This window comes from Tsukamurella strandjordii, from assembly GCF_039525985.1.
GTDB classification, from domain to species: domain Bacteria; phylum Actinomycetota; class Actinomycetes; order Mycobacteriales; family Mycobacteriaceae; genus Tsukamurella; species Tsukamurella strandjordii.
In genome coordinates, this window is sequence record NZ_BAAAII010000004.1 from 40515 (window position 1) to 63414 (window position 22900).

A 22900-nucleotide genomic window follows, 5' to 3' on the forward strand; every position below is an offset into this window, starting at 1 on the left:
CGCACTCCGGTGCGGCGGAATTCCTGGCCGGAGTTTAGGGTAGCGGATCAGTGCATTTCGCTCTACGGCACAGTGAATTCACGAATCCGTGTGCGGGGATGGAACGCGCGACAGGGGGGTGGGGAGGGGCAATCCGTGGTGGAGCCGCCTGGGGGAATCGAACCCCCGACCTTTTCATTACGAGTGAAGCGCTCTACCGACTGAGCTAAGGCGGCGTGGCCCTACCGAGGCAGGACCGAGGACCAAGTGTACTGATCGTCCCGGCGGGCACCAAACGCACGGCTCAGCTGGGCCGCTTCGCCAGCACCTGCTCGCGCAGGATGTCGGCGTGCCCGAGGTGCTGCGCGTACTCGCGCAGAGCGTGGAGGTACACCCACTGGAGCGGCAGTGGCCCGAGTCGGTGCCCGGGGAAGACATGATCGAGACCAAGGCCCGCGGTGGCGCGCCGTGACGCCGAACAGGCGTCCGTGTGTGCGGCGAGCACCGCCGCGATGGTGTCGCTGTCGTCGAGAACGAAGGATTCGTCGGGGGTCTGCGGTATGCCGATCTCTCCCCGGCTCCGGCCGGACAGTGCGGAGTCGAACCACACCTTCTCGACGAACGCGGCGTGTTTGACCAGTCCCAGCAGCGTGGTGCGGGAGGGCACGAGCGCCGCCCGCGCCTCATCCTCTGTGAGTCCATCGAGAGTGGCCGCCAGCCGGGATCGATGTTCGTCGAGGAAGACCTCGAGCTGTTGTCGCAGTGGCGCTTCGATTGCGGCGCGCTCGATCGTCGGCTGCGTCATGAGATGAATCTAGCAGCGGCGCATCGGACTCCACCCGTGGGTAAGTCGCGGTGCGCGGCAGGATCAGTTGTTCTGCGACGGGCGACCAGGCCCGCGCATCGGGCGGGCCTTGGCGGGCATGCGCCCGGCATCGTCGAGCGCGCGGCGCAGCAGGAATTCGATCTGCGCGTTCACGCTGCGCAGATCGTCGGCCGCCCACTTCGCGAGCGCCTGGTAGACCGCCGGGTCGATCCGGAGCGGAACCGCCTTGCGGCCCCGCTCCGGACGCTCGGGTGCGTGCTCGGAATCCACTAGCTGTACAGGCTGCCCGTGTTCACCACCGGGGTGGTGCGACTGTCGGAGCAGAGCACCACCAGCAGGTTCGAGACCATCGCGGCCCGCCGCTCGTCGTCGAGTTCGACGGTGCCGTTGTCCTCGAGCCGGGTCAGTGCGTTCTCGACGATGCCCACCGCGCCCTCCACGATCTTCTCCCGCGCCGCGAGCAACGCCGAGGCCTGCTGCCGCTGCAGCATCGCCTGGGCGATCTCGGGGGCGTAGGCCAGCGAGGAGATGCGGGCCTCGAGGATCTCCAGGCCGGCCAGCTCGACGCGCGCGGCCACCTGTTCGGCGAGCTCGGCGGCCACCTGATCGGTCGATCCGCGCAGGCTCGTCGCGTCGGTATCGGCATCGTCGGCGTCGTAGGGGTGGCTCGTGGTCACGTGCCGCAGGGCCGATTCCGCCTGCGAGATGATGAACTCCTCGTAGTCCTCCACGGCGAACGTGGCGCGGGCGGTGTCGGCCACCTGCCACACGATGATCGACGCGATGTTCACGGGATTGCCGGTGGAGTCGTTCACCTTGAGCTCGGCGGTCTCGAAGTTGTGCACGCGCACCGACACCTGGCGCCGGGTGGTGAGGGGGACGACCAGGCCGAGGCCCGTGGAGCGGACCGTGCCGAGGTACTTGCCGAACAGCTGCACCACCAGGGTGTGGCCGGGCGAGACCATGACGATCATGCTGGCCAACAGCGCGGCGGCGATCACCAGGATCACGGTGCCCGCGATGAACCCCGGCGCGGACTGCTTGGCCGCGAGCGCCACGAAGCCCGCGGCGCCCCCGAGCAGCACGATGACCGCGAAGAACGCTGCGACGGCCGCCCCCGAGCCGGCGTGCCAGGCGGGTCGCTCGGAGATGGCCACCTGCGTGTCCTCGGGTTGAACGATGTCGGTCATCACCCCTCCTTATTCTGATATCACTTATTTAAGTGATATCAGTTTCTTGGAGGGGGCGTCAAGGAGTCGTCAGGAACGCGTCAAGCTCCCTGTTCTGCGATCGCACTCGGATCTAGCGTCTTCTCCCATGACCTTTCTGCTGATCCTCCTGGGCGTGCTGCTGATCCTGCGCCTGGTCAACGAGCTGTACTACCGCCGCTCGGACCGGCGAGTGATCCAACCACGCTGAATCGAAGCCTTGACCTCAACGGGGGTTGATAGGCGAGCCTTGAGGCATGTCTGACGACGCATTCGATCGCGCTGCCCCGGAGATCCTCGGCGACGGCGCTCCCGCCGATACCGCGGCGATCGTCGAGTTCGTGGCCGAGGTGCTGGAGGCGCAGCGGACCGGCAGTGTTCCTCGCGTGCGCACGCTGTTCCGCGACGACGCGGTGTGGACCACCGCGCACGGCCGGCGCCTGCACGGCCGCGCCGCCATCGACGCCTTCGTCGCCCGCACCGTCAGCGGGTCGATGCGCCGCGGCGGTGCGCACTACCGGGTCGAGCGCATCCTCTTCGTCCGGCCCGATGTGGCCGCGGTCAGCGTGCGGGTGCGGCCCCTCGGGCTCGACGGTGCGCCGCTGCCCGGCGCCCCGGATTCGGCCCCGCTGTACGTGCTGTCCAAGGACGACGGGGCCTGGCGCATCGCCGCGGCCCAGTCCACGGCCGTCTTCGACGATCCCGCCGCGCGGCAGTCGCGCGCCGGGTAGGTTCGCACCCGATCGATCTGCGGAAACCCCACCCGCGGCAGAACTGGAACGTGTTACAGTTCTGCTCACATAACCGCATCCGTAGTGGCTCTCAGCTGGGCTTATGTCGGTGATCATGCGGGGAAGGGGACTCGAAATGGCCACCACATCGGAGACCGACGAGAAGACCGGCGCCGTCGGCACTGCCGAGCCGGGCACGCCGGACGATCAGCCCGAGGCCGTCACTAAGCCCGTGTCGGCGCGCACGTCCGCCGCGCCGAAGCCGGCTCCGGACCAGCAGCAGGCGAAGGGCGTCACCGTCTCGCCGCTCGCGATGGGTCTCGCCGCCGCGGTCGTGGTGCTCGCCGTGATCGCCACCGCCCTCGGATTCCTCTGGTCCTCCGCGGCCTCGGAGCGCGACGACGCCGGGGCGCAGCTCACGGCAGTGCAGGCCACCGAGGATCAGAACAAGCGGGCCGAGGATGTGGCCACGAAGTACGCGGTGGGTGCCGCCACGGTGGACTACCAGAACCTCGCCCCGTGGCGGACGGCGCTGGGCGCCAATACCACTCCGTCGCTCGCGACCTCCCTGCAGCAGGCGTCCACGGAACTCGAGCAGGTCTTCGTGCCGATGCAGTGGCAGTCCACCGCCACCCCGCTCGGTTCGGTGGTGAAGTCGAATCAGGACGGCGTGATCCAGGCCAACGTCTTCGTCAACGTGATCACCAAGAGCACGCAGCGGCCGCAGGGTATTCCGTCGGTCGCCACCTACGCGGTCACCATCGACACCAAGCAGAACTGGATCATCACCGACGTCAGCGGCATCGATTCCGCGCTGGGCGGCGGCAAGTAATCAGGGCTGGCCGGGGAGCAACTGCACCATGAGGCCCTCGCCGTCGGCGAGCAGGGTGCCGTCCTCCTCGGTGAGCCGCGCCGTGATGAAGGTCTTGCGACCGTCCACGCGGTCCACCTTGCCCTCGATCGCCAGCGGCACGTTCAGCGGAGTCACCTTGCGGTAGTTGACGTGCAGGTACGCGGTGCGGCTGATCGGCCGCTTCGCCGCGTACACCACCATGCCGAAGTTGTCGTCGAAGATCAGGGGCAGTACACCGCCGTGCGCCACGCCGCCCCCGCCCAGGTGGTAGCGCCGCAGGACGCCTGTGGCGACCACGGACTCCTCGTCGAACTTCTCCACCTTCCACGGCGGCATCAGCAGGCTGCCGCGGCCGGGTAGCTGCATCGACCGGTTCGCGGGGCCCTTGCCCTCGCGCGCCTCGAACGGGGCCAGCAGCTCGATCAGTTCGGCGGTCTTCTCCTGCGCGGCGGCGTACACCTCGTCGGGCGCGTCGATGCTCACCGCGAGGTCCTGCAGCCGGCGCATGTTCTCCACGAACTCGCCGAACGCCGCCGGCGGGGTGGCCGGCTTGAACCGCGGAATCTCGCTCCGCAGGTCCACCTTCTCCGAATCGGCCTCAGTCATGGATCAGACCTTACTCAGCACCAAACCGCTGGTCGGAACCCCGGTCCCCGCGGTCACCACGGCCCTCGACGCCCCGGCCACCTGGTTCGCGGCGGTGCCGCGCAGCTGGCGCACCGCCTCCGCGATGCCGTTCATGCCGTGGATGTACGCCTCGCCGAGCTGCCCGCCGTGCGGGTTGAGCGGCAGCGCACCGTCGAGCTCGCAGCTACCGGCCGCCAGGTATCCCGGTGCCTCGCCGCGCCCGCAGAAGCCGAGCTCCTCGAGCTGCATGAGCACGTACGGCGTGAAGTGGTCGTAGAGCACCGCGAGGTCCATGTCCTGCGGGGTGAACCCCGACTGCGACCACAGCTGCCCACCCACCACGCCCATCTCGGGGAGCCCGGTGAGGCCGTCGCGGTAGTAGCTGGTCATCACGTACTGATCGGGTCCGCTGCCCTGGGCGGCCGCGGCGATCACGGCCGGCGTCTGCTTCAGGTCGCGTGCGCGCTCGGCGCTGGTGATCACCAGCGCGACACCGCCGTCGGACTCCTGGCAGCAGTCCAGCAGGTGCAGCGGTTCCGCCACGAACTTCGACGCCTGGTGCTCCTCCAGCGTGATCGGCTTGCCGTGGAACCAGGCCAGCGGATTCGTCGCGGCGCGGGCCCGGTCGATCACCGCCACCCGGCCGAAGTCCTCGCTGGTGGCCCCGAAGTCGTGCATGTAGCGGCGCGCCGCCATCGCGACGGTGGCTGCGGGCGTGGCGATTCCGGCCGGGTAGTGGAAGGCGTTGTCGATGCCGTTGGTGTTCACCTGCTGCGCCGCGGCGCTCGACACCTGGCCGAACCGGTGACCCGAGCGTTCGTTGAAGGCGCGGTAGGCCACCACCACATCGGCCACGCCGGTGGCCACCGCCATGGCCGCCTGCTGCACCGTGGCTGCGGCGGCACCGCCACCGAAGTTGATGCGGCTGAAGAACTTCAGCTCGGGGATGCGCAGCTCACGGGCCACGGCGATCTCCGAATTGGTGTCCATCGTGAAGGTGGTCAGCCCGTCCACGTCCTGCGGCGTGAGGCCGGCGTCGTCCAGCGCCGCCCGCACGCATTCGACCGCCAGCCGCAGCTCGCTGCGGCCGGAGTCCTTGGAGAACTCGGTGGCGCCGATACCGGCGATCGCGGCCCGGCCGCTCAGCGCGCTCATGCGGGCAGCTCCACCGTCGCGGTCCCGGTGATGTGGTCGCCGAGGCTGTCCTTCGCGGTCACCGCCACGGTCACGCGGTCGCCCTCGACCGCGGTCACGGTGCCGGAGAAGGTGAGCGTGTCGTAGGCGTAGCAGGGCACGCCGAGCCGGATGTCGATGGCGCGCACGAACGCCTCCGGTCCCGCCCAGTCGGTCACGTACCGCTGCACGAGGCCGTTGTCGGTGAGGATGTTCACGAAGATGTCCTTGCTGCCGCGGGCGTGCGCCGCATCGCGGTCGTGATGCACGTCCTGGAAGTCGCGGGTCGCGATCGCCGTACTCGTCACGAACGTGGGCGTGGCGTGGATCTGGAGGGGCGGCAGTGGTGTTCCCACCGTTACATCACCGGCGCGCAGGGTCTGCGGAGCGCTCATGCCACCTCCCAGGCGGGCAGGGTCAGGTCGTCGTCCACACGGAGGAAGACCGCGTGCACGGCCATGCCGATCCGCACGTCGGCGGGGTCGACGTCGATCAGTTCGCCCAGCACGCGTACGCCCTCGTCGAGTTCCACGAGGGCCACCACGAAGGGGAGCCGCTTGCCGGGCACCTTCGGGTGGTGGTGCACCACGAAGCTGAACACCGTGCCGGTGCCGGGGGAGACCACGTAGTCGGGCACCGCCGCGAGGTCGCCGTTCGGGTCCATCGGTCCGGGCGGGTGTCGTAGCGTCGGCGAGTCCGTCGCGCCCCAGCGTTGGATGCGCAGCTCGCCCACCTTGGCGCCCTCCCAGTAGAAGGCGGTGTCGCGTGAGATCACCGGGCGCAGCACGCCGCCCGCGTATCCCGAGGCGTCCACGATCCGTCCGCTCGGCCCGGCCTCCGGGATCGAGGGAGTGTCGGCGGACGGTGGCCGGAACTTCAGCAGCCGGAAGACCATCTCGGCCACCACCTCGTCGCCCACTCGCCACAGCGTGCGGGTGGTGAAGAACCAGCCCTCGCCGAGGGCGGTCTTCTTGGGGCCCACCACGTCCTCCAGGCGGGACGAGGCGGTCACCTCCTCGCCGACGCGCAGGTGCCGGTGGTAGGTCTGGTTCGAGTTGGTGGCCACCACCGACGTGTAGCCGGCCTCGTCGAGGGCGGCGGTGATCAGGCCCAGCGGATCGTCGTCGGCGCGCGTGCCGTGCAGCCCGTTCATGGTCCACACCTGCGCCATCGCCGGTGGCGCGACCGCCCCGCCGAACCGCGAGCGCTCCGCGAACGCCGGGTCCGAGTACAGCGGATTGGTGTCGCCGATGGCCTCGGTCCAGTTGTTGATCATCGGCTGGTTCACCGGATCCCGGCCGGTGCGCGGTGCGGAATCGCCGAGGGCGCGAATGCGTTCCGCGGCCGCGAGCACCGCGTCCGTCTCGGGCGCGCTCATCGCGGCACCCGCGGCAACTGCAGGCCCATGAGGGCGATCAGCTCGCGCTGGATCTCGTTGACGCCACCGCCGAAGGTGAGCACCAGGTTCCGCTTGGCCTGCACGTCCAGCCAGTGCAGCAGCTCGCCCGTGGCCGCCTCCCCGGGATCGCCGTGGGTGCCCACCACGTCCTCGAGCAGCGCGGTGAGGCCCTGGATCCGGTCGGAGCCGAAGACCTTGGTGGCGGAGGCGTCCGCCACGTCCACGGGGCCGCCCGCCTCGGCGGCGGCCACCTGCCAGTTCAACAGCTCGTTGATGAGCTCGGCGGCGCGCACCTTCGCGAGTGCCGCGGCCACATCGGGGTCGGCGTCGAGGCCGTGGTCCGCCGCCCAGGCGGTCACCCGGTCGTACAGCGAGCCGATCCGGCCGGACGGGCCGAGCATGACCCGCTCGTGATTGAGCTGGGTGGTGATCAGCTTCCAGCCCTCGTTCTCGACGCCCACCAGCATGTCCACCGGCACCCGGACGTCGTTGTAGTACGTGGCGTTCACGTGATGCGCGCCGTCGGCGGTGATGATCGGGGTCCAGCTGTACCCGGGATCGCTCGTGTCCAGGATCAGGATCGAGATGCCCTTGTGCTTGGGGGCGTCCGGGTCGGTGCGCACCGCCATCCACACGTAGTCGGCGTCGTGCCCGCCCGTGGTGAAGATCTTCTGCCCGGTCACCACGTAGTGGTCCCCGTCGCGGACGGCGGTGGTGCGCAGCGAGGCGAGGTCGGTGCCCGCCTCGGGCTCGGTGTAGCCGATCGCGAAATGCACCTCGCCCGAGAGGATCTTCGGGAGGAACTGCGCCTTCTGGGCATCGGTGCCGAAGGCCTGCAGCGTGGGGCCCACGGTCTGCAGGGTCACCGAGGGCAGCTGCACATCGGCGCGGGAGGCCTCGTTGACGAACAGGTACTGCTCGATGGGGCCGAAGCCCTGCCCGCCGAACTCGGCGGGCCATCCCACGCCCAGGCGGTCGTCGAGCCCCATGCGGCGCACCACGTTCCGGAACACCTCGCCGTGCCGCTGCACCAGCATCGCGGTGCGCTCCTCCGGCGTCATCAGGGTGGAGAAGTAATCGCGCAGCTCGGACTGCAGGGCGCGCTGCGCGTCCGTGAGGGCGATGAACCTGCCGTTTTCGCCGCCGGTTACGGAATCGTCGCGGTCGGCGATCGTGAGATCGCGCAGCGTCGCGACCTCGCCGCCCACGAACCGGACGAGATCCTTGAGCTGCGAGGAGAACCGGTGCAGCGGGTAGGTCGCATCCACGCCGACGCCGCCGTGCAGGTGATGGCACGTCCGCGCGGCCGCCGGTGCCTCGGCGGCCAGCCAGTACGCGGCGAGCGCGGTGGCCTCGTCGGCCGCCGATCCGGTGCCCACGCGCCACGCCGCGCTGGTGGCGGCCAGGTGCAGGGTGCGTGAGGCGATGTACACGTCGGCGATCTGCTGCGCGACGGCCTGGAAGGCCGCCAGCGGCCGCCCGAACTGTTCCCGCTTGCGCAGATGGTCGACCGTGAGCGCGAGGGCCCCGGCGAGCGCACCGTCGGCCAGCGCGGCGGCACCGAGTAGGCCGTACTCGCGCACCGATCGAGCGACCACGCCGTCGACGTCGGCGCCGAGCACCGCGTCGTCCGGCACTGCGACCGCATCGAGGTAGACGGTGGCCTCGGGCGCCGAGGACGAGGTGGGGCTCGGCCGCACGGTGACGCCGGGCGCCTCGGGATCCACGAGGAAGACCGCGGCTCCGGAATCGGTGGTCGCGCTCACCAGCAGGTGTGTCGCGTGCTGGCCGTAGCCGACCGCCACCTTGCGGCCGGTGAGCGTCCAGCCCTCGGCGGTGCGCTCCGCGCGGGTGCGGGGCCGGCGGGGCAGCGCGGCCCCGGCCTCGTTGAGGGCACCCACCACGAGCTGTTCGCCGCGCAGCGCCGCGGGCAGGAGTCGCTGTTGCTGCTCCTCCGTGCCGTACGCGGCCACCGGGGCGATGCCCAGTGCCAGCGCGGGCAGCAGGGGAGCGGTGCTGTGCAGCCGCCCCGCCTCGGTGAGGACTGCGGCCACCTCCTCCGCGCCGAGTCCGGCGCCGCCGGCACTCTCCGGTGCGGGCAGGCCCAGCAGGTCGGCGCGCGCGAGGTCGGTCCAGGTGGCGCGCCAGTCGCCCTGCTCCGTCGAACGCGCGAGCACGTCCGCCGCCAGACCGGCGACGGCGGCCTGGTTCTCGTCCGGGTGGAAGTCCACGCACACTCCTGGTTCATACGGCTGAAAATCAGTGAAACGTGTTCTATTTTTAGCAAGGTGGGCGCAGCGCCCGCAAGCGAGTCGGGAAACTGACCGGCAGCTCACAGAGAGCGGATCGAGAGACGGGACCACGATGCGATTCACCTACGCGGAGGCGATGACGGATCCGGCCTTCTACGTGCCCCTGGCGCAGGCGGCGGAGGAGGCGGGCTACCACGGCATGTGCGTGGCCGACAGCGTGGCCTATCCGGAGGTCTCCGACTCGACCTACCCGTACACCCCGGACGGTAGCCGGGAGTTCCTGGACGGGAAGGAGTTCGTTGAGACCTTCGTGCTCGCCGCCACGCTCGCCGCCTCCACCACCACGCTGCGGTTCACCCCGTTCGTGCTCAAGCTCCCCATTCGGCCGCCGGTGCTGGTCGCCAAGCAGGCGGCCTCGCTCGCCGCGATCAGCGGCAACCGCTTCTCGCTCGGCGTGGGAATCAGTCCGTGGCCCGAGGACTTCGAGATAATGGGCGTGCCCTTCGAGCGGCGCGGCAAGCGCATGGACGAGTGCATCGAGATCGTCCGCGGCCTGTCCACAGGGGAGTACTTCGAGTACCACGGGGAGTTCTACGACATCCCCTCGATCAAGATCTCGCCGGTGCCCACTGAGCCGCTGCCGATCCTGGTGGGCGGCCATGCCGACGCTGCCCTGCGGCGGGCGGTGCGGCTGTGCGACGGCTGGATGCACGCGGGCGGCGACGGCGAGGAGCTCGACCGGATGCTGGCCCGGATCGACGAGCTGCGCGCCGAACACGACAAGAAGGACTTCGAGATCCACGTGATCTCGCTCGACGCCTACACGGTGGACGGCATCAAGCGGCTGGAGGACAAGGGCGTGACCGATGTGATCGTGGGCTTCCGGCTGCCCTACCAGCTGGGCCCCGATACGGAGCCGCTGCAGCCGAAGATCGACAACCTGCGCCGCTACGCCGATTCCGTGATCAGCAAGTTCTAGGAGACACGATGAACGAAGACCACCCCGCCGTCCGTGCCGGCCGCGCCTCGCAGGCCGCCGCCAGCGCCCACGACAAGCAGGCCTGGCTCGATCTGTTCGCCGCCGACGGCGTGGTCGAGGATCCGGTGGGCCCATCGGGATTCGACCCGGAGGGCAAGGGGCACCACGGTCGCGAGGAGATCGCGGCGTTCTACGACAAGACCATCGGCGTGGCCGAATCGCTGGAGTTCCTGTTCGGCGACGGCTTCGCCTGCGGCGACGAGGTGGCCTTCACCGGCCTGATCCGCACCGTGATCGGCGGCCACATCATCGACGCCGAGGGCGTGTTCACGTACAAGGTCGACGACGCCGGGAAGATCGTGGCGCTGCGTGCCTTCTGGGAGGTCGACCGCGCGATGGCCACCGCCCGCCCCGCCTGAGCCGAACGGAAACCGGCGGTTTCCTCCGCGTTGCGACGCGTCACGTCGTATCGCCGAGGAAACCGCCGGTTTCAGTAGCTAGCGCGCGGTGAAGACCGCGTCGGCGAGTACCGGCGCGGCCCGCTCCACCGACTCCGCGGTCACCAGGTGCCGGTCACCGTCGTGCCAGATCCGCACGCGCAGGGTCTCGCCCGGCAGCATGATGCCGGCGAACTTGGCCGACCACGACCCCACTGCGGAGGCGTCACCGTCGAGTACGGCGTCCGTGACGGCCTTGGCGACGATCCCGTAGGTGCACAGGCCGTGCAGGATCGGCGCGTCGAAGCCGGCGGCCTTCGCGAAGCCGGGGTCGGAGTGCAGCGGGTTCCGGTCGCCGCAGAGCCGGTAGAGCAGCGCCTGCTGGCCGAGTGTGGGCACGTCCACGGTGACATCGGCGTCGCGGTCGGGCAGCTCGATCCTGTCCGATGGTCCGCGCTCGCCGCCGAAGCCGCCCTCGCCGCGGGCGAAGATCGACGAGCGGGCGGTCCACAGCGGTTCGCCGGACTCGTCGACCACCTCGGTCTCCTGCCAGATCACCGCGGCCTTGCCCTTGTCGTGCACATCGCTGATCCGGGTGCGCGAGACGGCCTTCCCGCTGGTGGGAAGGGGGCGGTGCGCGGTCACCGACTGGCTGCCGTGCACCACCTTCGCGAGGTCGATCTCGACGCCGGGGAAGGACACCTTCGGCGGCTCGGTGGCATGGAAGTTCTGCGCGACCGTGGCGAAGGTCGGCAGCACCACGGTGTCCTTCTCGGTGGCGTAGCGCAGCTCGCGCGACGACACCGGGTCGGCACCGGCGCCGAGGGCCAGCTGATACAGCAGCACATCGGAGGTGCTCCAGGCGAATTCGGCGGTGCCGAGATCGGCACCGATCGCGACGGACGGATCGATGGGCATGAAGCTCCCTGTGCAGTAGGTCTATTCGTAGGTGATGTGCACGGTCTGGGACCGGCGCAGCGACTGGCAGGCCAGGATCAGGCCGTCGTCGAGGTCCTCCTGATCGAGCACCTCGTTGTGCGCGAGTTCGACGTCGCCGTCGACGATGCGGCAGGCGCACGCACTGCACGCGCCCTCGCGGCAGGAGTACGGCGCGTCCAGGCCGGCGTCGAGCATCACGTCCAGCAGCTTCTTCTCCGCCGGCCAGGCCAGTTCGGTGGTCTTCCCGTCGAGCTCGACGGTCACGGTGCCGCCGTCGTCCGCAACGGGTGCGGCCGGATCCGGCAGGTCCTCCGCCTCGGCGATGGCGGCCTTCTCCTCCGCCTCCTCCTTGGAGGCCTCCACCTCGAAGGGGTTGCGCGGCAGCGAGCGGAACTTCTCGACGTGCACCTCTCGGCGGCCCTTGCCGAGTGAGGTCATGGCCTCGGAGACCGCGTCCATGAACGGGCCGGGACCGCACACGAAGACCTCGCGGGCCACGTACGGCGCGGCCAGGGCGGCGAGGTTGGCGGCGCTGGGCAGTCCCTGTACCGATTCCAGCCAGTGCACCACCACCAGGCGCTCCGGGTACTTCCGGGTGAGCTCGGCGAGGGCGGAGGCGAAGATCACCGACTGTGCGTCGCGGTTGGCGTAGATCAACGCGACCAAGCCGGTGCCCGCTTCCAACACCGATCGCAGGATCGACAGGATCGGCGTGACACCGCTGCCTCCGGCGAAGAGCAGCATATCGGTGTCGAAGGACTTCGGCGTGAAGATGCCGGCGGGCACGAGGACATCGAGTTCGAGGCCCGGGGTGGCGTTGTCGCACAGCCAGTTCGAGGCGTATCCCTCGGCGGTGCGTTTGACGGCCACCCGCAGCGGGCCGCCGTCGTGCGGTGCGCTGCACAGCGAGTAGCAGCGGGCCACCGACCCGGTGCGGTCGCTGGGAACCCGCACGGTGAGGAACTGGCCGGGCTTGTAGGTGAACTGGTCCGCCAGCTCGGCGGGCACCTCGAACTCGATGGAGTGCGCGTCGTGCGTCTCCGCGACCACCTTGGCGACGAGCAGTCGGTGGATGCTCACTTGTTCTGTCTCTCCTAGTCGGCGTCCGCGTCGTTGGTCGACGGGAGGGGTTCCGGTGGAACGGGGACCGCGCCCAGCTTGGCCGCCCGGGTGATCGAGTCCATCAGCCGCGGGCAGGTGGCCCGCAGGGCGGAACCGGCACCGTCGGCGGCGAAGACGGAGCAGTCGCGTGCCGACCCGCACCACTGGATGGAGGTCTGCTCGCGGCTGTTCTTGCGCACCTGCACCGCGACGCCGCAGGTGCCGCAGTTCAGCGGGGTGAAACCGTCCGTGAGGAAGGCCTCGCGGTCGGCCACCGTGGCCGGCTGCGTGACCGGCTCGCCGAACATCGTCACCGTGGGGGACATGGCGATCAGGCCTCCGCGGACTGCTTGTCGGCGGCCTGATCCGAGGCCTTCTCGGCCTCCTGGCGCGCGATGTTGTCGGCGACCTCCGCCTCCCAGGCCTCCACGGCGTGGGTGGTGTCGATCTCGAACTCGAAGCGCTGCGTCATGTCCTCGGAGACCTCGGCGGCATCCACGTAGAACTGCTCGTACCACCGGCGCAGCTGGTAGACGGGCCCGTCCTCCTCGCACAGGAGGGGGTTGTCGATGCGGGTCTTGTTCTTCCAGATCTCCACGTCCTGCAGGAAACCCAGGCCCACGTTCTTGGCGAACTTGCCCGCCAGGTAGTCGGACTTCTCGTCGTCGAAGCCGGGGAGCTTCTTGACCTTCACGCCGTACATCAGCTTGAACGAGTGCTGATCGATCGGGTAGTGGCAGTTGATCAAGATGTTCTCGATCTGGAAGCCCTTGTAGTCGTTGTGCAGGTAGTTGATCATGTACGACGGCCCGAAGTAGTGCGCCTCGGACTTGAGCAGCACGTCGTCGCCGCCGGACAGTCCGATGTCGGTGACGTCGTTGCGGCCCTTGGTATCCAGGTACTGCGAGGCGATGTGTCCGTCGAAGACGTTCTTGAAGTACGTGGGCAGGCCGTAGTGGATGTAGAAGAAGTGCGGCATGTCGACCACGTTGTCGACGATCTCGCGGCAGTTGCTGCCCTCGATGATGATCTCGTTCCACACCCAGTTCGACCACTCCGGTCCGTCGACGTCGCCGTCGATCCTGGGGATGGCCACGTCCTCGGTCGGCTTGGAGTTCTCCACGTCGTGCCAGATGAACAGCTGATCGTTCTCGATCATGGTGGGCCAGGTGCGGGTCCGGGCGCGGAGCGGGACGCGCTTGGCGTAGGGGATGCCCTTGCACTTGCCGTCGCCGCCCCAGCGCCAGTCGTGGAACGGGCAGGCCACCTCGTTGCCCTTGACGGTGCCCTGCGTCAGGTCGCCGCCCATGTGCCGGCAGTACCCGTCGAGCACGTTCACCTTGCCGTCCTCGCCCGCGAAGACCACGAGCTTGGTGCCGAAGGCCTCGACCGCATGGGGCTTCCCGTCGGCGAAGTCCTTGAGCAGGCCGATGCAGTGCCAGCCCCGGGCGTACCGGGTGGGTGCGGTGCCGCTGTCGATCAGGCGGGCGGCGGTTTCGGTGTTACTCATGAGATCTCCTCTTCCGCGCGAACGGGGGCTGAGGTGGAGGCGGCGGGGGCTGCCGCCATGTCCTCCACGGCGAGGTAGGCGAACACCATGGCGGGGCCGATGGTGGCGCCGGGGCCGGCGTAGGTGTGGCCCATGACGGGGGAGCTGGTGTTGCCGGCGGCGTACAGGCCGTCGATCACGGAACCGTCCTCGCGCTGGACCCGGCCGGCCACGTCGGTGCGCAGGCCGCCCTTGGTGCCGAGGTCGCCGGGAACCATACGAGCAGCGTAGAACGGCCCGGTGGACAATTCGGCGAGACTGGGATTCGGCTTGTTCCGCGGATCGCCGTAGTAGTGGTCGTAGGCGCTCACGCCGCGGCCGAAGTCCTCGTCCCGGCCGGCGCGGGCGAAACCGTTGAACCGCTCGACGGTGCCGGTCAGCGTGTCGGCGGGCACGCCCATCTTCTCGGCGAGTTCGGCGAGCGTGGTGGCGCGCACCATGCACCCGGACTCGAACCAGCGCTTGGGCAGCGGCTGGCGCGGCGGCTGGCCGGCGAACAGGTAGCGGTTGCGGTACCGCTGGTCGAAGACGAGCCAGCAGGGCACGTTCTCGCCGGGCCCCTCGCCCTGGCCGTACTCGCCGCCGTACATCGAGTGCACGGCCTCGACGTACGGGGCGGATTCGTTGACGAACCGCTCACCGTCGGTGTTGACCATCAGGCTGCCGGGTAGCGATCGCTCCGAGAGGGCGAACCAGGCCATCTTGGGCAGCAGGATCGACGGCCCCCACCAGGCGTCGTCCATGAATTCGAGGGCGCCGCCCACGGCCTCGCCGGCGCGGATCGCGTCACCGGTGTTGGCGGGCACGCCGTTGGTCCACTCGGTGCCGATGGGCTGGCGCTGGTACTGCGCGCGCATCTCCTCGCTGGACTCGAAGCCGCCCGCGGCCAGGATCACGCCGCGGCGGGCCGTGAGCTGCACCTGCTTCCCGTCGCGCTCCACCGTGACGCCGGTGATCCGGCCGTTCGCCTCGGTGAGCGCGACGAGCGAGGTGTTCAGCCACAGTGGGACGTTCGCGCGCTGCAGGCCCACGCGGAGCGCGGCCACGAGTGCCTGCCCGCGGCCCAGCAGGTGCTTGCCGCGGGCCTTGGCGGCGTAGAACCGGCCGCCCACCCGGAGTGCCCGGAGGATGCCCTTGGGGTGGCGCATGATCAGGTTGAGCCACTTGAAGTCGGCCTGCGTGACCACCAGGTTCATCGGCGCCTTGGTGTAGTCGGGCTCCAGGTTCTTCAGCTCGTCGCCGAGCTGGTTGCCGTCGAAGGGCTTCGGCTCGCAGGAGCGGCCGTGCGCGCGCCCGCCCGGCGCCTCCGGGTAGTAGTCCGAGTAGCCGGGCACCCAGGTGAGTTCCAGGGGGCTCATCCGGTGCAGCATCGAGATCACCTCGGGGCCGCGATCGATGTAGGTGTCGATCCGCTCCGCCGGGACCACATCGCCGATGATCGAGTGCAGGTACTTGCGGGCCTCGTCGGGGCTGTCCTTGACGCCGGCCTTCGCGAGGGCCTCGTTGCCGGGGATCCACACGCCGCCGCCCGAGCGGGCCGTCGAACCGCCGTAGTGCGGCGCCTTCTCCACGATCAGCGCGCTCAGTCCGCTGTCCGCGGCCTTGAGTGCCGCCGCCATGCCCGCGGCACCGCTTCCCACCACGATCACGTCGTATTCGGTGGCTTCCGCCGTCATCGGCTCTCCTCGTCGATGTAACAGGTTCTCTGGCTTGAACTGCACCGATGCGCAGTGTGTTCTAGCTCTCAGTGCAGCATAGACTAGAACGTGTTCCAGTATCCAGGGATGGAGTGAACCGGGTACCCGAGAGGCCCGTGAGCCGGGGGCTCACGGGTGCGGCCGCAGGGCGGCGATCAGCGAGGGGTCAGCAGGGGATGGTCATCCGCTCGTAGCTGCCGGTGCTGGGCCGGAAGACCCACTTGGTCTGCGGTCGACAGGTCGACGGTGCGGGCCGCGCCGTGGTCCGCGGGACGGCGGTGCGAACGGGTGCGGTGGCCGCCGGTGCCTGCTGCGCCGTCGTGGGGGCGGGCGCCGCGGTGGTCGGCGCCGCAGTGGGCTCGGCCGGGGCGGACGACGGTGCGCCGCTCGGCGACGGGGTGTTCGGTGCGGGAGCGACCGCGTGCACGGCCGAGGTGGGCGCCACGCTCGACGGTGCGGATGCGGGCACCGGCGTGGTGTCGTCGCGCAGGCTCAGACCGACGACCACCGCGATCGCCGCGGCGCACAGCACGGCGGCCGCTCCCAGCGCGAGGAATCGGCCCGACGATCCGCGTAGCAGCCCGGTCCCGCCGGTGGACTTGTCGAGGCGGTGCGTCATGCTGCGCGACTCTCTCGCCGGGCGGTCGACGCGGTCGTTGATATCGCGTTCATGGCCACATCCTCTCAGTGCGGAGGCGGCCGTGGGCGAGGAGGGGAGAACGTCGAATAGCCAACGGGACAGCGATGATTCATCCGGCACACTTGTGTGCACAGAGGTGAATCAGCCTCGGTTTTGCGATCACGCCGGCGGCCAGTTGGGCTCACCCGACAGGGCGGCGCGGTTGCAAAACGAGAAGCGATCAGGTTGCGGCGGAGATCCCGGCCCGCCGGCCGAAGAAGCTGCCGTCGCCGAGGCTGGTCCCGCTGGCGTAGCCGCCCGCGCAGACGCCGGAGGTGCAGCGCCCGGCGGCGAACAGGCCGGGGATTGGCGCCCCGTCCACGTGCAGCACCCGCGAATCGACATCGGTGCGCAGCCCGCCCAGCGTGAACCCCGCCGTGAAGCCCCGCATGTCCCAGGCCGCGACCGGACCGGTGAGCGGGCGCACCCACTGCTGCTTCTTGTGCAGTAGCGGGTCGTCACCGTCCGCCGCGTGCCGGTTGTAGGTCTCGACGGTGCTCGTGAGCGCCCCGGCGGGCAGCCCCATATCGGACTCCAACTCCTCGACCGTCTCCGCGGCCCAGGTGGGCGGCTGCCGGAAGTAGGGCGTGGAGGTCTCGGTACCGAGCGCCTCCTCGTGCGAATCCATGTCCATCACCAGGAACACCGCGTTGTCCTGCTGGATCAGCGCGGCCTGCCCGATCCGGCCGCCGTAGGTGTCCTCGGCGATGAAGCGCTGGCCGCGGCCGTTGACCAGGATCCCGCGCGCCATCATCTGCGGGTCGCCGAAGAACGCCACCTCGGTGGCGTCCATGTGCGCGAGTCCGGCGCCGGCGGCCTGTGCCATGAGGATGCCCGCACCGTCGTGCTCCTCGACGGCCGCCGCGGGCCGCCCGATGAGCCGCGGCGCGTAGGTCGCGATCATCTCCGCGTTGTAGGCGAAGCTGCCGGTGGCGAGAACCACGCCCCGGCGGGCGCGCACGGTGAGGTCCTGGCCGAACCGGCGGGCCTGGACTCCGCACACCCGGCCCTGCGCGTCACTGATCAACGTGTGCGCGCGGATATCGAATTCGCCACGGACGCCCAACGTTTCCGCCGTCTCCACCAGAGGCTTCATCAACATGTAGCCCGCGCCGCGGACGCCGGTCTGCTTGTCGGCCATCTGCGGAACGTGACCGCGCGGAGCGGGCTGCGCGAGGGTGTTGAACGGGGCCGCGTTCTCGCCGCCGGAGTACCCGAGGCCCTCGTCGTGCGGTACCTCCCATCCCGGCTCACCCCAGAACTCCTCCTTGAAGACCACGCCGCAGTCCACCAGCCAGTCGTAGTGCTCGGTGCTGCCGTGGGCGTAGTCGTGGATCTTCGCCTCGTCGACCCCCGGACCCAGCGCGGCCGACATGAACTTCTCCATGTTCTCCGCGGTGTCCTCGAAGCCGAGCGAGCGCTGCAGCCCGGTGCCACCGCCGAGGTAGATCCAGCCACCCGAGGCCGCGGCGGCGCCGCCCCAGCCGCCCGCCCGTTCCAGGACCAGGACCTCGGCGCCGGCGCGGGCGGCCTCGATGGCGGCGCACACACCGGCGATGCCGTAGCCGGCGATCACCACATCGGCCTCGAGATCCCAGGCGGTCACGGATTCGGCGTCGATCGGGCGTCGGCTGGTGGTCATCGGGGCTCCTCGGCAGCAGTGATGGAAACCGGTTGCATCTCTATCGTGCCCGCGGTCCACGAGGGCCGCGGCCACGGGAGATACCAGCAAGATAGGCGGATCCGCGGCCTTGATGTAGCGTTTCCGTCCAGAAAATGAGAACGTGTTCTAGTATCGGTTCCACCGGCAGGCGCGATGCCCGTCCGAGAGTCGCAGAGAGCGAGGAAACATGAGCGAACAGAGCGTCAGCGCCGTGCTGGCCGAGGTGGCGGAGTTGCTGCCCACGCTCCGGGATCGCGCGCAGGAGACGGAGGACGCGCGTCGCGTTCCGGCCGAATCCATCAAGGCGCTGCAGCAGAGCGGCTTCTTCCGGCTGCTCCAGCCGAAGCGGTACGGCGGCTTCGAGGCCGATCCGATCGAGTTCTACACCGCGGTCAAGGCGCTCGCCAGCGCCTGCGGTTCCACCGGCTGGGTGGCATCGATCCTGGGCATCCATCCCTGGAACATCGCGCTCTTCGACGACCGCGCGCAGCAGGAGGTGTGGGGCGAGGATCAGGACACGCTGGTCTCCTCGTCGTACGCGCCGATGGGCAAGTCCGAGATCGTCGAGGGCGGCTACCGGCTCTCCGGCAAGTGGAGCTTCTCGTCCGGCTGCGACCACGCCACGTGGGCGCTGCTCGGCGGCCCGGCGTTCCAGGACGGCAAGCCGGTCGACTTCCTCACCTACCTGGTGCCGATCAGTGATTACACGATCAACGACGTGTGGCGCACCGTCGGCCTGCGCGGCACCGGCAGCAACGACATCGTGGTCGAGGACGTCTTCGTGCCCGCCCACCGCGCGCTCAGCTTCCAGCAGGTCTCCAAGTGCAAGGGGCCGGGCCAGGAGGTCAACACCAGCCCGCTGTACAAGCTGCCCTTCGGCTCGGTGCACCCGTCCACCATCACCGCCCCGATCATCGGTATGGCGCAGGGCGCCTACGACGCCCACGTCGAGCATCAGCGCAGCCGCGTGCGCGCCGCCTACGCGGGCGAGAACGCCAAGGAGGACCCGTTCGCCAAGGTCCGGGTGGCCGAGGCGGGCAGTGAGATCGACGCCGCCTGGCTGCAGCTCACCAGCAACATCCGCGAGGAGTTCGAGCTGGTCAAGGCCGGCGAGAAGATCCCGTTCAACCTGCGCCTGAAGGTCCGGCGCGATCAGGTGCGCGGCACCGAGCGCGCGATCTTCGCGGTGGATCGGATGTTCGAGAACTCCGGCGGCCGCGCGCTCGCCGAGGGCACCCCGATCCAGCGGTTCTGGCGCGATGCCCACGCGGGCCGGGTGCACGCCGCGAACGATCCCGAGCGGGCGTACAAGATGTTCGGCACCGGCGAGTTCGGCGAGCCGGTCATGGACGGGATGGTCTGACCGTGCCCGAGACCGAGGTCGACGTCCTCAAGGAGGGCAAGTTCGCCACCACCGCAGCCGGTCTCACGCTGCACTACCACGAGGCCGGCGAGGAGAACCGGGCCAACGGCACCGTCGTGCTGCTGCACGGCAGCGGCCCGGGTGTCTCCTCGTGGAGCAACTTCGGACGCAACATCCCGGTGCTGGCGCAGCGCTTCCACGTGCTCGCCGTCGATCAGCCCGGGTTCGGGCGATCGGACAAGCCCACGGAGCACCCGCAGTACTTCGTGCACAGCGCGACGGCGCTCGCGGGCCTGCTCGACACCCTCGGGATCACGGAACGCGTGCACCTGGTGGGCAACTCGCTGGGCGGCGGCACCTCGGTGCGGTTCGCTCTCGATTTCCCGGAGCGGGCGGGACGCCTCGTGCTGATGGGCCCCGGCGGCCTCAGCGTGAACACCTTCGCGCCCGACCCCACCGAGGGGCTGCGCACCTTGCAGAAGTTCTACGCCGCGCCCAGTAAGGAGCGGCTGGAGGACTTCCTGCGGATCATGGTCTTCGACCAGAAGATGATCACGCCCGAGCTGATCGAGGAGCGGTTCGAGCTCGCGCTCGACCCCGAGGCGATCGCGGCGTTCAAGGCGATGGGGAAGTCCTTCGCCTCGGCGGACTACGAGAAGGGCATGCTCTGGCGCGACGCCTACAAGCTGCGCCAGCCCGTGCTCATGATCTGGGGCCGGGAAGACAGGGTGAACCCGCTCGACGGTGCGCTACTCGCGCTCAAGCAGATCCCGCGCGCGCAGCTGCACGTCTTCGGGCAGTGCGGACACTGGGCGCAGTTGGAAAAGTTCGACGAGTTCAACCGGCTCACAGCGGATTTCCTGGCCGGGTCCAAGGAGAAGTAGGCGATGGCGATCAAGGCGCTCGGGTACATGCGCATCGAGGCCACCGATATGGCGGCCTGGCGCGAGTACGGGCTCAAGGTGCTCGGCATGATGGAGGGCACGGGCAACGACCCCGACTCGCTCTACCTGCGGATGGACGATTTCGCGGCCCGCCTGGTGATCGTGCCGGGCGAGAAGGACCGGCTGCTGGTCTCCGGCTGGGAGGTCACCGACGCGCCTGCCCTCCAGGAACTCCGGGAGACGCTCGCCGCCGCGGGCGTCGCCTTCGAGGAGGGCACGAAGGAGGAGAAGGGCGAGCGCCGCGTCGAGGGTCTGATCCGGTTCCAGGATCCCGCGGGCAACACGCTCGAGGCCTTCCACGGCGCGCAGTACCTGGGCCGCCGGTTCGTCAGCCCGTACGGGCACAAGTTCGTCACGGCGGAACAGGGCCTCGGCCACGTGGTGCTCACGTGCACCGATGACGCCGCCGCGCAGGACTTCTACCAGGGCGTGCTCGGCTTCCGGCTGCGCGATTCGATGCGTCTCCCGCCGCAGATGGTGGGCCGTCCGGCCGATGGCGATCCGGCCTGGCTGCGGTTCTACGGGTGCAACCCGCGCCACCATGCGCTGGCCTTCCTGCCGCTGCCCAACCCCACCGGCATCGTCCACCTCATGGTCGAGGTGGAGAACAGTGACGATGTGGGTCTGGCCCTCGATCGCGCCTACCGCAAGAAGGTCAAGATGTCGGCCACCCTCGGGCGGCACATCAACGACAAGATGCTGTCCTTCTACATGAAGACCCCCGGCGGATTCGATATCGAATTCGGCTGCGAGGGTATGGAGGTCGAGGACGAGAACTGGATCGCTCGCGAGTCCACCGCGGTCAGCCTGTGGGGCCACGACTTCACCATCGGCTTCAAGGAGCAGTGATGACCGAGCAGACGTCCCCCGTGAAGATCGATCCGATCGAACCGCTGGCGTATCGCACGGCCATGGGGCACTTCTGCACCGGCGTCACCGTGATCACCGCGGCCGACGAGGAGGGACCGGTGGGCTTCGCCTGCCAGTCCTTCTCCGCACTGTCGCTCGACCCGCCGCTGGTGCTGTTCTGCCCGATGAAGACCTCGGGTGCCTGGCGCACCATCGAGCGCACCGGCCGGTTCGCCGTGAACGTGCTGTCGGAGAACCAACAGGCCGTGAGCTCGGTCTTCGGTTCCCGGCACCCCGACAAATTCGGGGAGGTCCGGTGGCGGCCGTCGCCCACGGGATCGCCGCTGCTCGACGACGCGCTCAGCTGGATCGACTGCACCGTCGAGACCGTGCACGACGGCGGCGACCACCACATCGTGATCGGCCGGGTCCAGCAACTGAGCCCGCCGAATCCCGGTCGCCCGCTGCTGTTCTACCGCGGCCGGTACACCCAGACGGTGACCGATCCCGGGCAGGCGATCCCGCGCGCCCTCTCGCTCGACGCCTTCCTCACCTGGCCGGTCGGCGACGACTGGATGTAGTCCTCGGTGTTCAGTCCCCGTTCGTGAGCCCGGCGTAGCGCGAGGCCGCACGGGTCCGGCGGGCCGACGTCCGATCGCGATCCGGGACAGTCAGCTCGCGGGGAGCTCAGCGCTGAAGTACTCGATCACGCCCGACAGTCGCGCCGCGTCCTCCGGGAGCACCGCGCCGTCCACCCCGTACCGGCTGCCCAGCTCCACGGGGCCGCCCTCGCGCCGCACCGTCCACCCCTCGCTCGCGAGGTACTCGGCGGGGTCCTCGCGCTCGGCATCGGCCACGAACAACGAGGTCACGTCGAAGTCGCCGAGCGGATTGTCGGGCGTCGAGTACTTCTGCTGCACGGCGCGGAAGCCGTCCAGGTCGAGCTTGCCGATCTGGCCCTCGACGGCCACCCGACTCCCCGGTGCCGCGAGCGTCACGATGCGCTCGAACAGCAGCTTCTGGGCGTCCGAGGGCAGGTACGGGAGCAGTCCCTCCACCAGCCAGGCCGACGGTGCGCCCGGGTCGAAACCGGCGGCGCTGAGTGCGGCGGGCCAGTCGTCGCGCAGGTCGACGGGCACCGCGCGCAGGTGGGCCGCCGGGGTCGCCCCGTGCTCACCGAGCGTGGCGGACTTGAACGCGAGCACCTCGGGCTGGTCGAGTTCGAAGACCACGGTGGTGCTGGGCAGCTCCAGGCGGTATCCGCGGGAATCCAGCCCGGAGGCCAGGATCACCACCTGCCGGAGGCCGGCGGCGATGGCGTCGATCACGAAGTCGTCGAAGAACCGCGTGCGGATGCCGAGGTGGCGGCTCGCACTGATCGGGCTGCCCGAATCGTCGGCGGAGGCGAGCATCGCCAGGGTGCGCGGGTCGCCGGCCGCCTCCAGGAAGACGCGCGCGTACGGGTCGTGGGCGAGGGCGTCCGGGCGATCGTTCTCCACGGCACGTGCCGCCGCCACCAGGAGGGCGGTGAACCCCACGCTGGTGGTGATGTCCCAGGTGTCGCCGTCCGTGCGCACGCTGTCCGTCATGTGAACCTCCGCCTCGTGGGGTACTTCGCTAACGAAAGTACCCGCGTTGCGGGCGCAGGACAA

At 69.6% G+C, this 22900-nt stretch carries 24 protein-coding genes and 1 tRNA gene; 8 read left to right on the plus strand and 17 right to left on the minus strand.

Translation table 11 applies throughout. The features are described from left to right. Positions 1–139 precede the first annotated feature (139 nt). The 4 genes from ABD108_RS06125 to ABD108_RS06140 all read right to left on the minus strand — a co-directional run bounded on the left by ABD108_RS06125 (position 140) and on the right by ABD108_RS06140 (position 1995). Positions 140–215, minus strand: a tRNA-Thr gene (locus ABD108_RS06125). 68 nt (positions 216–283) lie between these two features. Then, complete coding sequence (locus tag ABD108_RS06130; RefSeq protein WP_343929790.1) at positions 284–784, minus strand: DinB family protein; 501 nt, start codon at positions 782–784, stop codon at positions 284–286. 63 nt (positions 785–847) lie between these two features. Next, a complete protein-coding gene (locus tag ABD108_RS06135; RefSeq protein WP_013128435.1) occupies positions 848–1075 on the minus strand; it encodes a type II toxin-antitoxin system antitoxin in 228 nt (75 codons plus the stop codon). Next, positions 1075–1995 (minus strand): SPFH domain-containing protein, encoded by a 921-nt coding sequence (locus ABD108_RS06140; RefSeq protein ID WP_305111350.1) that lies wholly within the window; start codon positions 1993–1995, stop codon positions 1075–1077. Before ABD108_RS06140 ends, ABD108_RS06135 begins: the two co-directional genes overlap by 1 nt. Before the next feature lie 275 nt (positions 1996–2270). Here ABD108_RS06140 and ABD108_RS06145 point away from each other — a divergent pair, with 275 nt between their 5' ends. Together ABD108_RS06145 and ABD108_RS06150 are read left to right on the plus strand one after the other, a co-directional pair. After that, on the plus strand, positions 2271–2744 hold the full coding sequence (locus ABD108_RS06145; RefSeq protein ID WP_220657544.1) for an SgcJ/EcaC family oxidoreductase: 474 nt from the start codon (positions 2271–2273) through the stop codon (positions 2742–2744). 136 nt (positions 2745–2880) lie between these two features. Then, entirely contained in the window at positions 2881–3576 is a 696-nt protein-coding gene (locus ABD108_RS06150; protein ID WP_305111349.1) for a hypothetical protein, read from the plus strand. Here the strand turns inward: ABD108_RS06150 and ABD108_RS06155 are convergent, their stop codons facing one another. From ABD108_RS06155 to ABD108_RS06175, 5 genes are read right to left on the minus strand one after another with little or no spacing between them, the layout of a single operon-like run. Then, entirely contained in the window at positions 3577–4203 is a 627-nt protein-coding gene (locus ABD108_RS06155) for a hotdog fold domain-containing protein (protein ID WP_305111348.1), read from the minus strand. A 3-nt stretch (positions 4204–4206) separates the two neighbouring features. Continuing rightward, the gene (locus ABD108_RS06160; protein WP_220657547.1) at positions 4207–5379 is read right to left on the minus strand and encodes a lipid-transfer protein; all 1173 of its coding nucleotides are present in this window, start codon (positions 5377–5379) and stop codon (positions 4207–4209) included. Continuing rightward, positions 5376–5792, minus strand: coding sequence for a MaoC family dehydratase (locus tag ABD108_RS06165; RefSeq protein WP_220657548.1), 417 nt, complete (start codon positions 5790–5792; stop codon positions 5376–5378). The genes ABD108_RS06160 and ABD108_RS06165 overlap by 4 nt, the downstream gene beginning before the upstream one ends. Continuing rightward, positions 5789–6775 carry a bifunctional MaoC family dehydratase N-terminal/OB-fold nucleic acid binding domain-containing protein gene (locus ABD108_RS06170; protein ID WP_343929791.1) on the minus strand — a complete coding sequence of 329 codons (987 nt, stop codon included), beginning with the start codon at positions 6773–6775 and terminating at the stop codon, positions 5789–5791. The genes ABD108_RS06165 and ABD108_RS06170 overlap by 4 nt, the downstream gene beginning before the upstream one ends. Beyond that, a complete protein-coding gene (locus tag ABD108_RS06175; protein WP_343929792.1) occupies positions 6772–9027 on the minus strand; it encodes an acyl-CoA dehydrogenase family protein in 2256 nt (751 codons plus the stop codon). The genes ABD108_RS06170 and ABD108_RS06175 overlap by 4 nt, the downstream gene beginning before the upstream one ends. Before the next feature lie 133 nt (positions 9028–9160). On the opposite strand from ABD108_RS06175, the gene ABD108_RS06180 reads away from it, so the two are divergent. Together ABD108_RS06180 and ABD108_RS06185 are read left to right on the plus strand one after the other, a co-directional pair. Next, positions 9161–10027, plus strand: a complete 867-nt coding sequence (locus ABD108_RS06180; protein ID WP_220657551.1) for a TIGR03619 family F420-dependent LLM class oxidoreductase — start codon at positions 9161–9163, stop codon at positions 10025–10027. Positions 10028–10035: 8 nt separating this feature from the next. Continuing rightward, positions 10036–10446: a nuclear transport factor 2 family protein gene (locus ABD108_RS06185; RefSeq protein WP_305111345.1), complete on the plus strand. Its 411-nt coding sequence runs from the start codon at positions 10036–10038 to the stop codon at positions 10444–10446. 78 nt (positions 10447–10524) lie between these two features. On the opposite strand, the gene ABD108_RS06190 is transcribed toward ABD108_RS06185, so the two are convergent. The 7 genes from ABD108_RS06190 to ABD108_RS06220 all read right to left on the minus strand — a co-directional run bounded on the left by ABD108_RS06190 (position 10525) and on the right by ABD108_RS06220 (position 18071). Continuing rightward, positions 10525–11382 (minus strand): MaoC/PaaZ C-terminal domain-containing protein, encoded by an 858-nt coding sequence (locus ABD108_RS06190; protein WP_343929793.1) that lies wholly within the window; start codon positions 11380–11382, stop codon positions 10525–10527. Positions 11383–11403: 21 nt separating this feature from the next. Beyond that, the gene (locus ABD108_RS06195) at positions 11404–12483 is read right to left on the minus strand and encodes a 2Fe-2S iron-sulfur cluster-binding protein (protein ID WP_343929794.1); all 1080 of its coding nucleotides are present in this window, start codon (positions 12481–12483) and stop codon (positions 11404–11406) included. 14 nt (positions 12484–12497) lie between these two features. Further along, a complete protein-coding gene (locus ABD108_RS06200; protein ID WP_220657555.1) occupies positions 12498–12830 on the minus strand; it encodes a hypothetical protein in 333 nt (110 codons plus the stop codon). Between the two features lie 5 nt (positions 12831–12835). Beyond that, on the minus strand, positions 12836–14014 hold the full coding sequence (locus ABD108_RS06205; RefSeq protein WP_220657556.1) for a 3-ketosteroid-9-alpha-monooxygenase, oxygenase component: 1179 nt from the start codon (positions 14012–14014) through the stop codon (positions 12836–12838). Continuing rightward, complete coding sequence (gene kstD, locus ABD108_RS06210; protein WP_343929795.1) at positions 14011–15729, minus strand: 3-oxosteroid 1-dehydrogenase; 1719 nt, start codon at positions 15727–15729, stop codon at positions 14011–14013. The genes ABD108_RS06205 and kstD overlap by 4 nt, the downstream gene beginning before the upstream one ends. A gap of 187 nt (positions 15730–15916) precedes the next feature. After that, the gene (locus tag ABD108_RS06215; protein ID WP_343929796.1) at positions 15917–16369 is read right to left on the minus strand and encodes a hypothetical protein; all 453 of its coding nucleotides are present in this window, start codon (positions 16367–16369) and stop codon (positions 15917–15919) included. Positions 16370–16610: 241 nt separating this feature from the next. Continuing rightward, complete coding sequence (locus ABD108_RS06220) at positions 16611–18071, minus strand: FAD-dependent oxidoreductase (protein WP_220657559.1); 1461 nt, start codon at positions 18069–18071, stop codon at positions 16611–16613. Positions 18072–18279: 208 nt separating this feature from the next. On the opposite strand from ABD108_RS06220, the gene hsaA reads away from it, so the two are divergent. Genes hsaA through hsaB form a run of 4 tightly spaced genes read left to right on the plus strand, consistent with a single transcriptional unit; the run spans position 18280 to position 21829 of the window. Further along, positions 18280–19455 carry a 3-hydroxy-9,10-secoandrosta-1,3,5(10)-triene-9,17-dione monooxygenase oxygenase subunit gene (hsaA, locus tag ABD108_RS06225; RefSeq protein WP_220657560.1) on the plus strand — a complete coding sequence of 392 codons (1176 nt, stop codon included), beginning with the start codon at positions 18280–18282 and terminating at the stop codon, positions 19453–19455. 2 nt (positions 19456–19457) lie between these two features. Then, positions 19458–20339, plus strand: a complete 882-nt coding sequence (gene hsaD, locus ABD108_RS06230; protein WP_220657561.1) for a 4,5:9,10-diseco-3-hydroxy-5,9,17-trioxoandrosta-1(10),2-diene-4-oate hydrolase — start codon at positions 19458–19460, stop codon at positions 20337–20339. Between the two features lie 3 nt (positions 20340–20342). Next, positions 20343–21248 carry an iron-dependent extradiol dioxygenase HsaC gene (gene hsaC, locus ABD108_RS06235; protein ID WP_220657562.1) on the plus strand — a complete coding sequence of 302 codons (906 nt, stop codon included), beginning with the start codon at positions 20343–20345 and terminating at the stop codon, positions 21246–21248. Continuing rightward, positions 21248–21829: a 3-hydroxy-9,10-secoandrosta-1,3,5(10)-triene-9,17-dione monooxygenase reductase subunit gene (hsaB, locus tag ABD108_RS06240; RefSeq protein WP_343929797.1), complete on the plus strand. Its 582-nt coding sequence runs from the start codon at positions 21248–21250 to the stop codon at positions 21827–21829. The genes hsaC and hsaB overlap by 1 nt, the downstream gene beginning before the upstream one ends. 90 nt (positions 21830–21919) lie before the next feature. Here hsaB and ABD108_RS06245 read toward each other — a convergent pair whose 3' ends face one another. Further along, positions 21920–22837 (minus strand): SAM-dependent methyltransferase, encoded by a 918-nt coding sequence (locus ABD108_RS06245; protein WP_343929798.1) that lies wholly within the window; start codon positions 22835–22837, stop codon positions 21920–21922. Between the last annotated feature and the right edge of the window lie 63 nt (positions 22838–22900).

Excerpts from the sequence above, each read along its gene's own strand:
- ABD108_RS06130 (WP_343929790.1), bottom strand. The coding sequence starts at position 784 with ATGACGCAGCCGACGATCGAGCGCGCCGCAATCGAAGCGCCACTGCGA.
- ABD108_RS06140 (WP_305111350.1), bottom strand. The coding sequence starts at position 1,995 with ATGACCGACATCGTTCAACCCGAGGACACGCAGGTGGCCATCTCCGAG.
- ABD108_RS06145 (WP_220657544.1), top strand. The coding sequence starts at position 2,271 with ATGTCTGACGACGCATTCGATCGCGCTGCCCCGGAGATCCTCGGCGAC.
- ABD108_RS06150 (WP_305111349.1), top strand. The coding sequence starts at position 2,881 with ATGGCCACCACATCGGAGACCGACGAGAAGACCGGCGCCGTCGGCACT.
- ABD108_RS06155 (WP_305111348.1), bottom strand. The coding sequence starts at position 4,203 with ATGACTGAGGCCGATTCGGAGAAGGTGGACCTGCGGAGCGAGATTCCG.
- ABD108_RS06160 (WP_220657547.1), bottom strand. The coding sequence starts at position 5,379 with ATGAGCGCGCTGAGCGGCCGGGCCGCGATCGCCGGTATCGGCGCCACC.
- ABD108_RS06165 (WP_220657548.1), bottom strand. The coding sequence starts at position 5,792 with ATGAGCGCTCCGCAGACCCTGCGCGCCGGTGATGTAACGGTGGGAACA.
- ABD108_RS06170 (WP_343929791.1), bottom strand. The coding sequence starts at position 6,775 with ATGAGCGCGCCCGAGACGGACGCGGTGCTCGCGGCCGCGGAACGCATT.
- ABD108_RS06180 (WP_220657551.1), top strand. The coding sequence starts at position 9,161 with ATGCGATTCACCTACGCGGAGGCGATGACGGATCCGGCCTTCTACGTG.
- ABD108_RS06185 (WP_305111345.1), top strand. The coding sequence starts at position 10,036 with ATGAACGAAGACCACCCCGCCGTCCGTGCCGGCCGCGCCTCGCAGGCC.
- ABD108_RS06190 (WP_343929793.1), bottom strand. The coding sequence starts at position 11,382 with ATGCCCATCGATCCGTCCGTCGCGATCGGTGCCGATCTCGGCACCGCC.
- ABD108_RS06200 (WP_220657555.1), bottom strand. The coding sequence starts at position 12,830 with ATGTCCCCCACGGTGACGATGTTCGGCGAGCCGGTCACGCAGCCGGCC.
- ABD108_RS06205 (WP_220657556.1), bottom strand. The coding sequence starts at position 14,014 with ATGAGTAACACCGAAACCGCCGCCCGCCTGATCGACAGCGGCACCGCA.
- kstD (WP_343929795.1), bottom strand. The coding sequence starts at position 15,729 with ATGACGGCGGAAGCCACCGAATACGACGTGATCGTGGTGGGAAGCGGT.
- ABD108_RS06215 (WP_343929796.1), bottom strand. The coding sequence starts at position 16,369 with ATGACGCACCGCCTCGACAAGTCCACCGGCGGGACCGGGCTGCTACGC.
- ABD108_RS06220 (WP_220657559.1), bottom strand. The coding sequence starts at position 18,071 with ATGACCACCAGCCGACGCCCGATCGACGCCGAATCCGTGACCGCCTGG.
- hsaA (WP_220657560.1), top strand. The coding sequence starts at position 18,280 with ATGAGCGAACAGAGCGTCAGCGCCGTGCTGGCCGAGGTGGCGGAGTTG.
- hsaC (WP_220657562.1), top strand. The coding sequence starts at position 20,343 with ATGGCGATCAAGGCGCTCGGGTACATGCGCATCGAGGCCACCGATATG.
- hsaB (WP_343929797.1), top strand. The coding sequence starts at position 21,248 with ATGACCGAGCAGACGTCCCCCGTGAAGATCGATCCGATCGAACCGCTG.
- ABD108_RS06245 (WP_343929798.1), bottom strand. The coding sequence starts at position 22,837 with ATGACGGACAGCGTGCGCACGGACGGCGACACCTGGGACATCACCACC.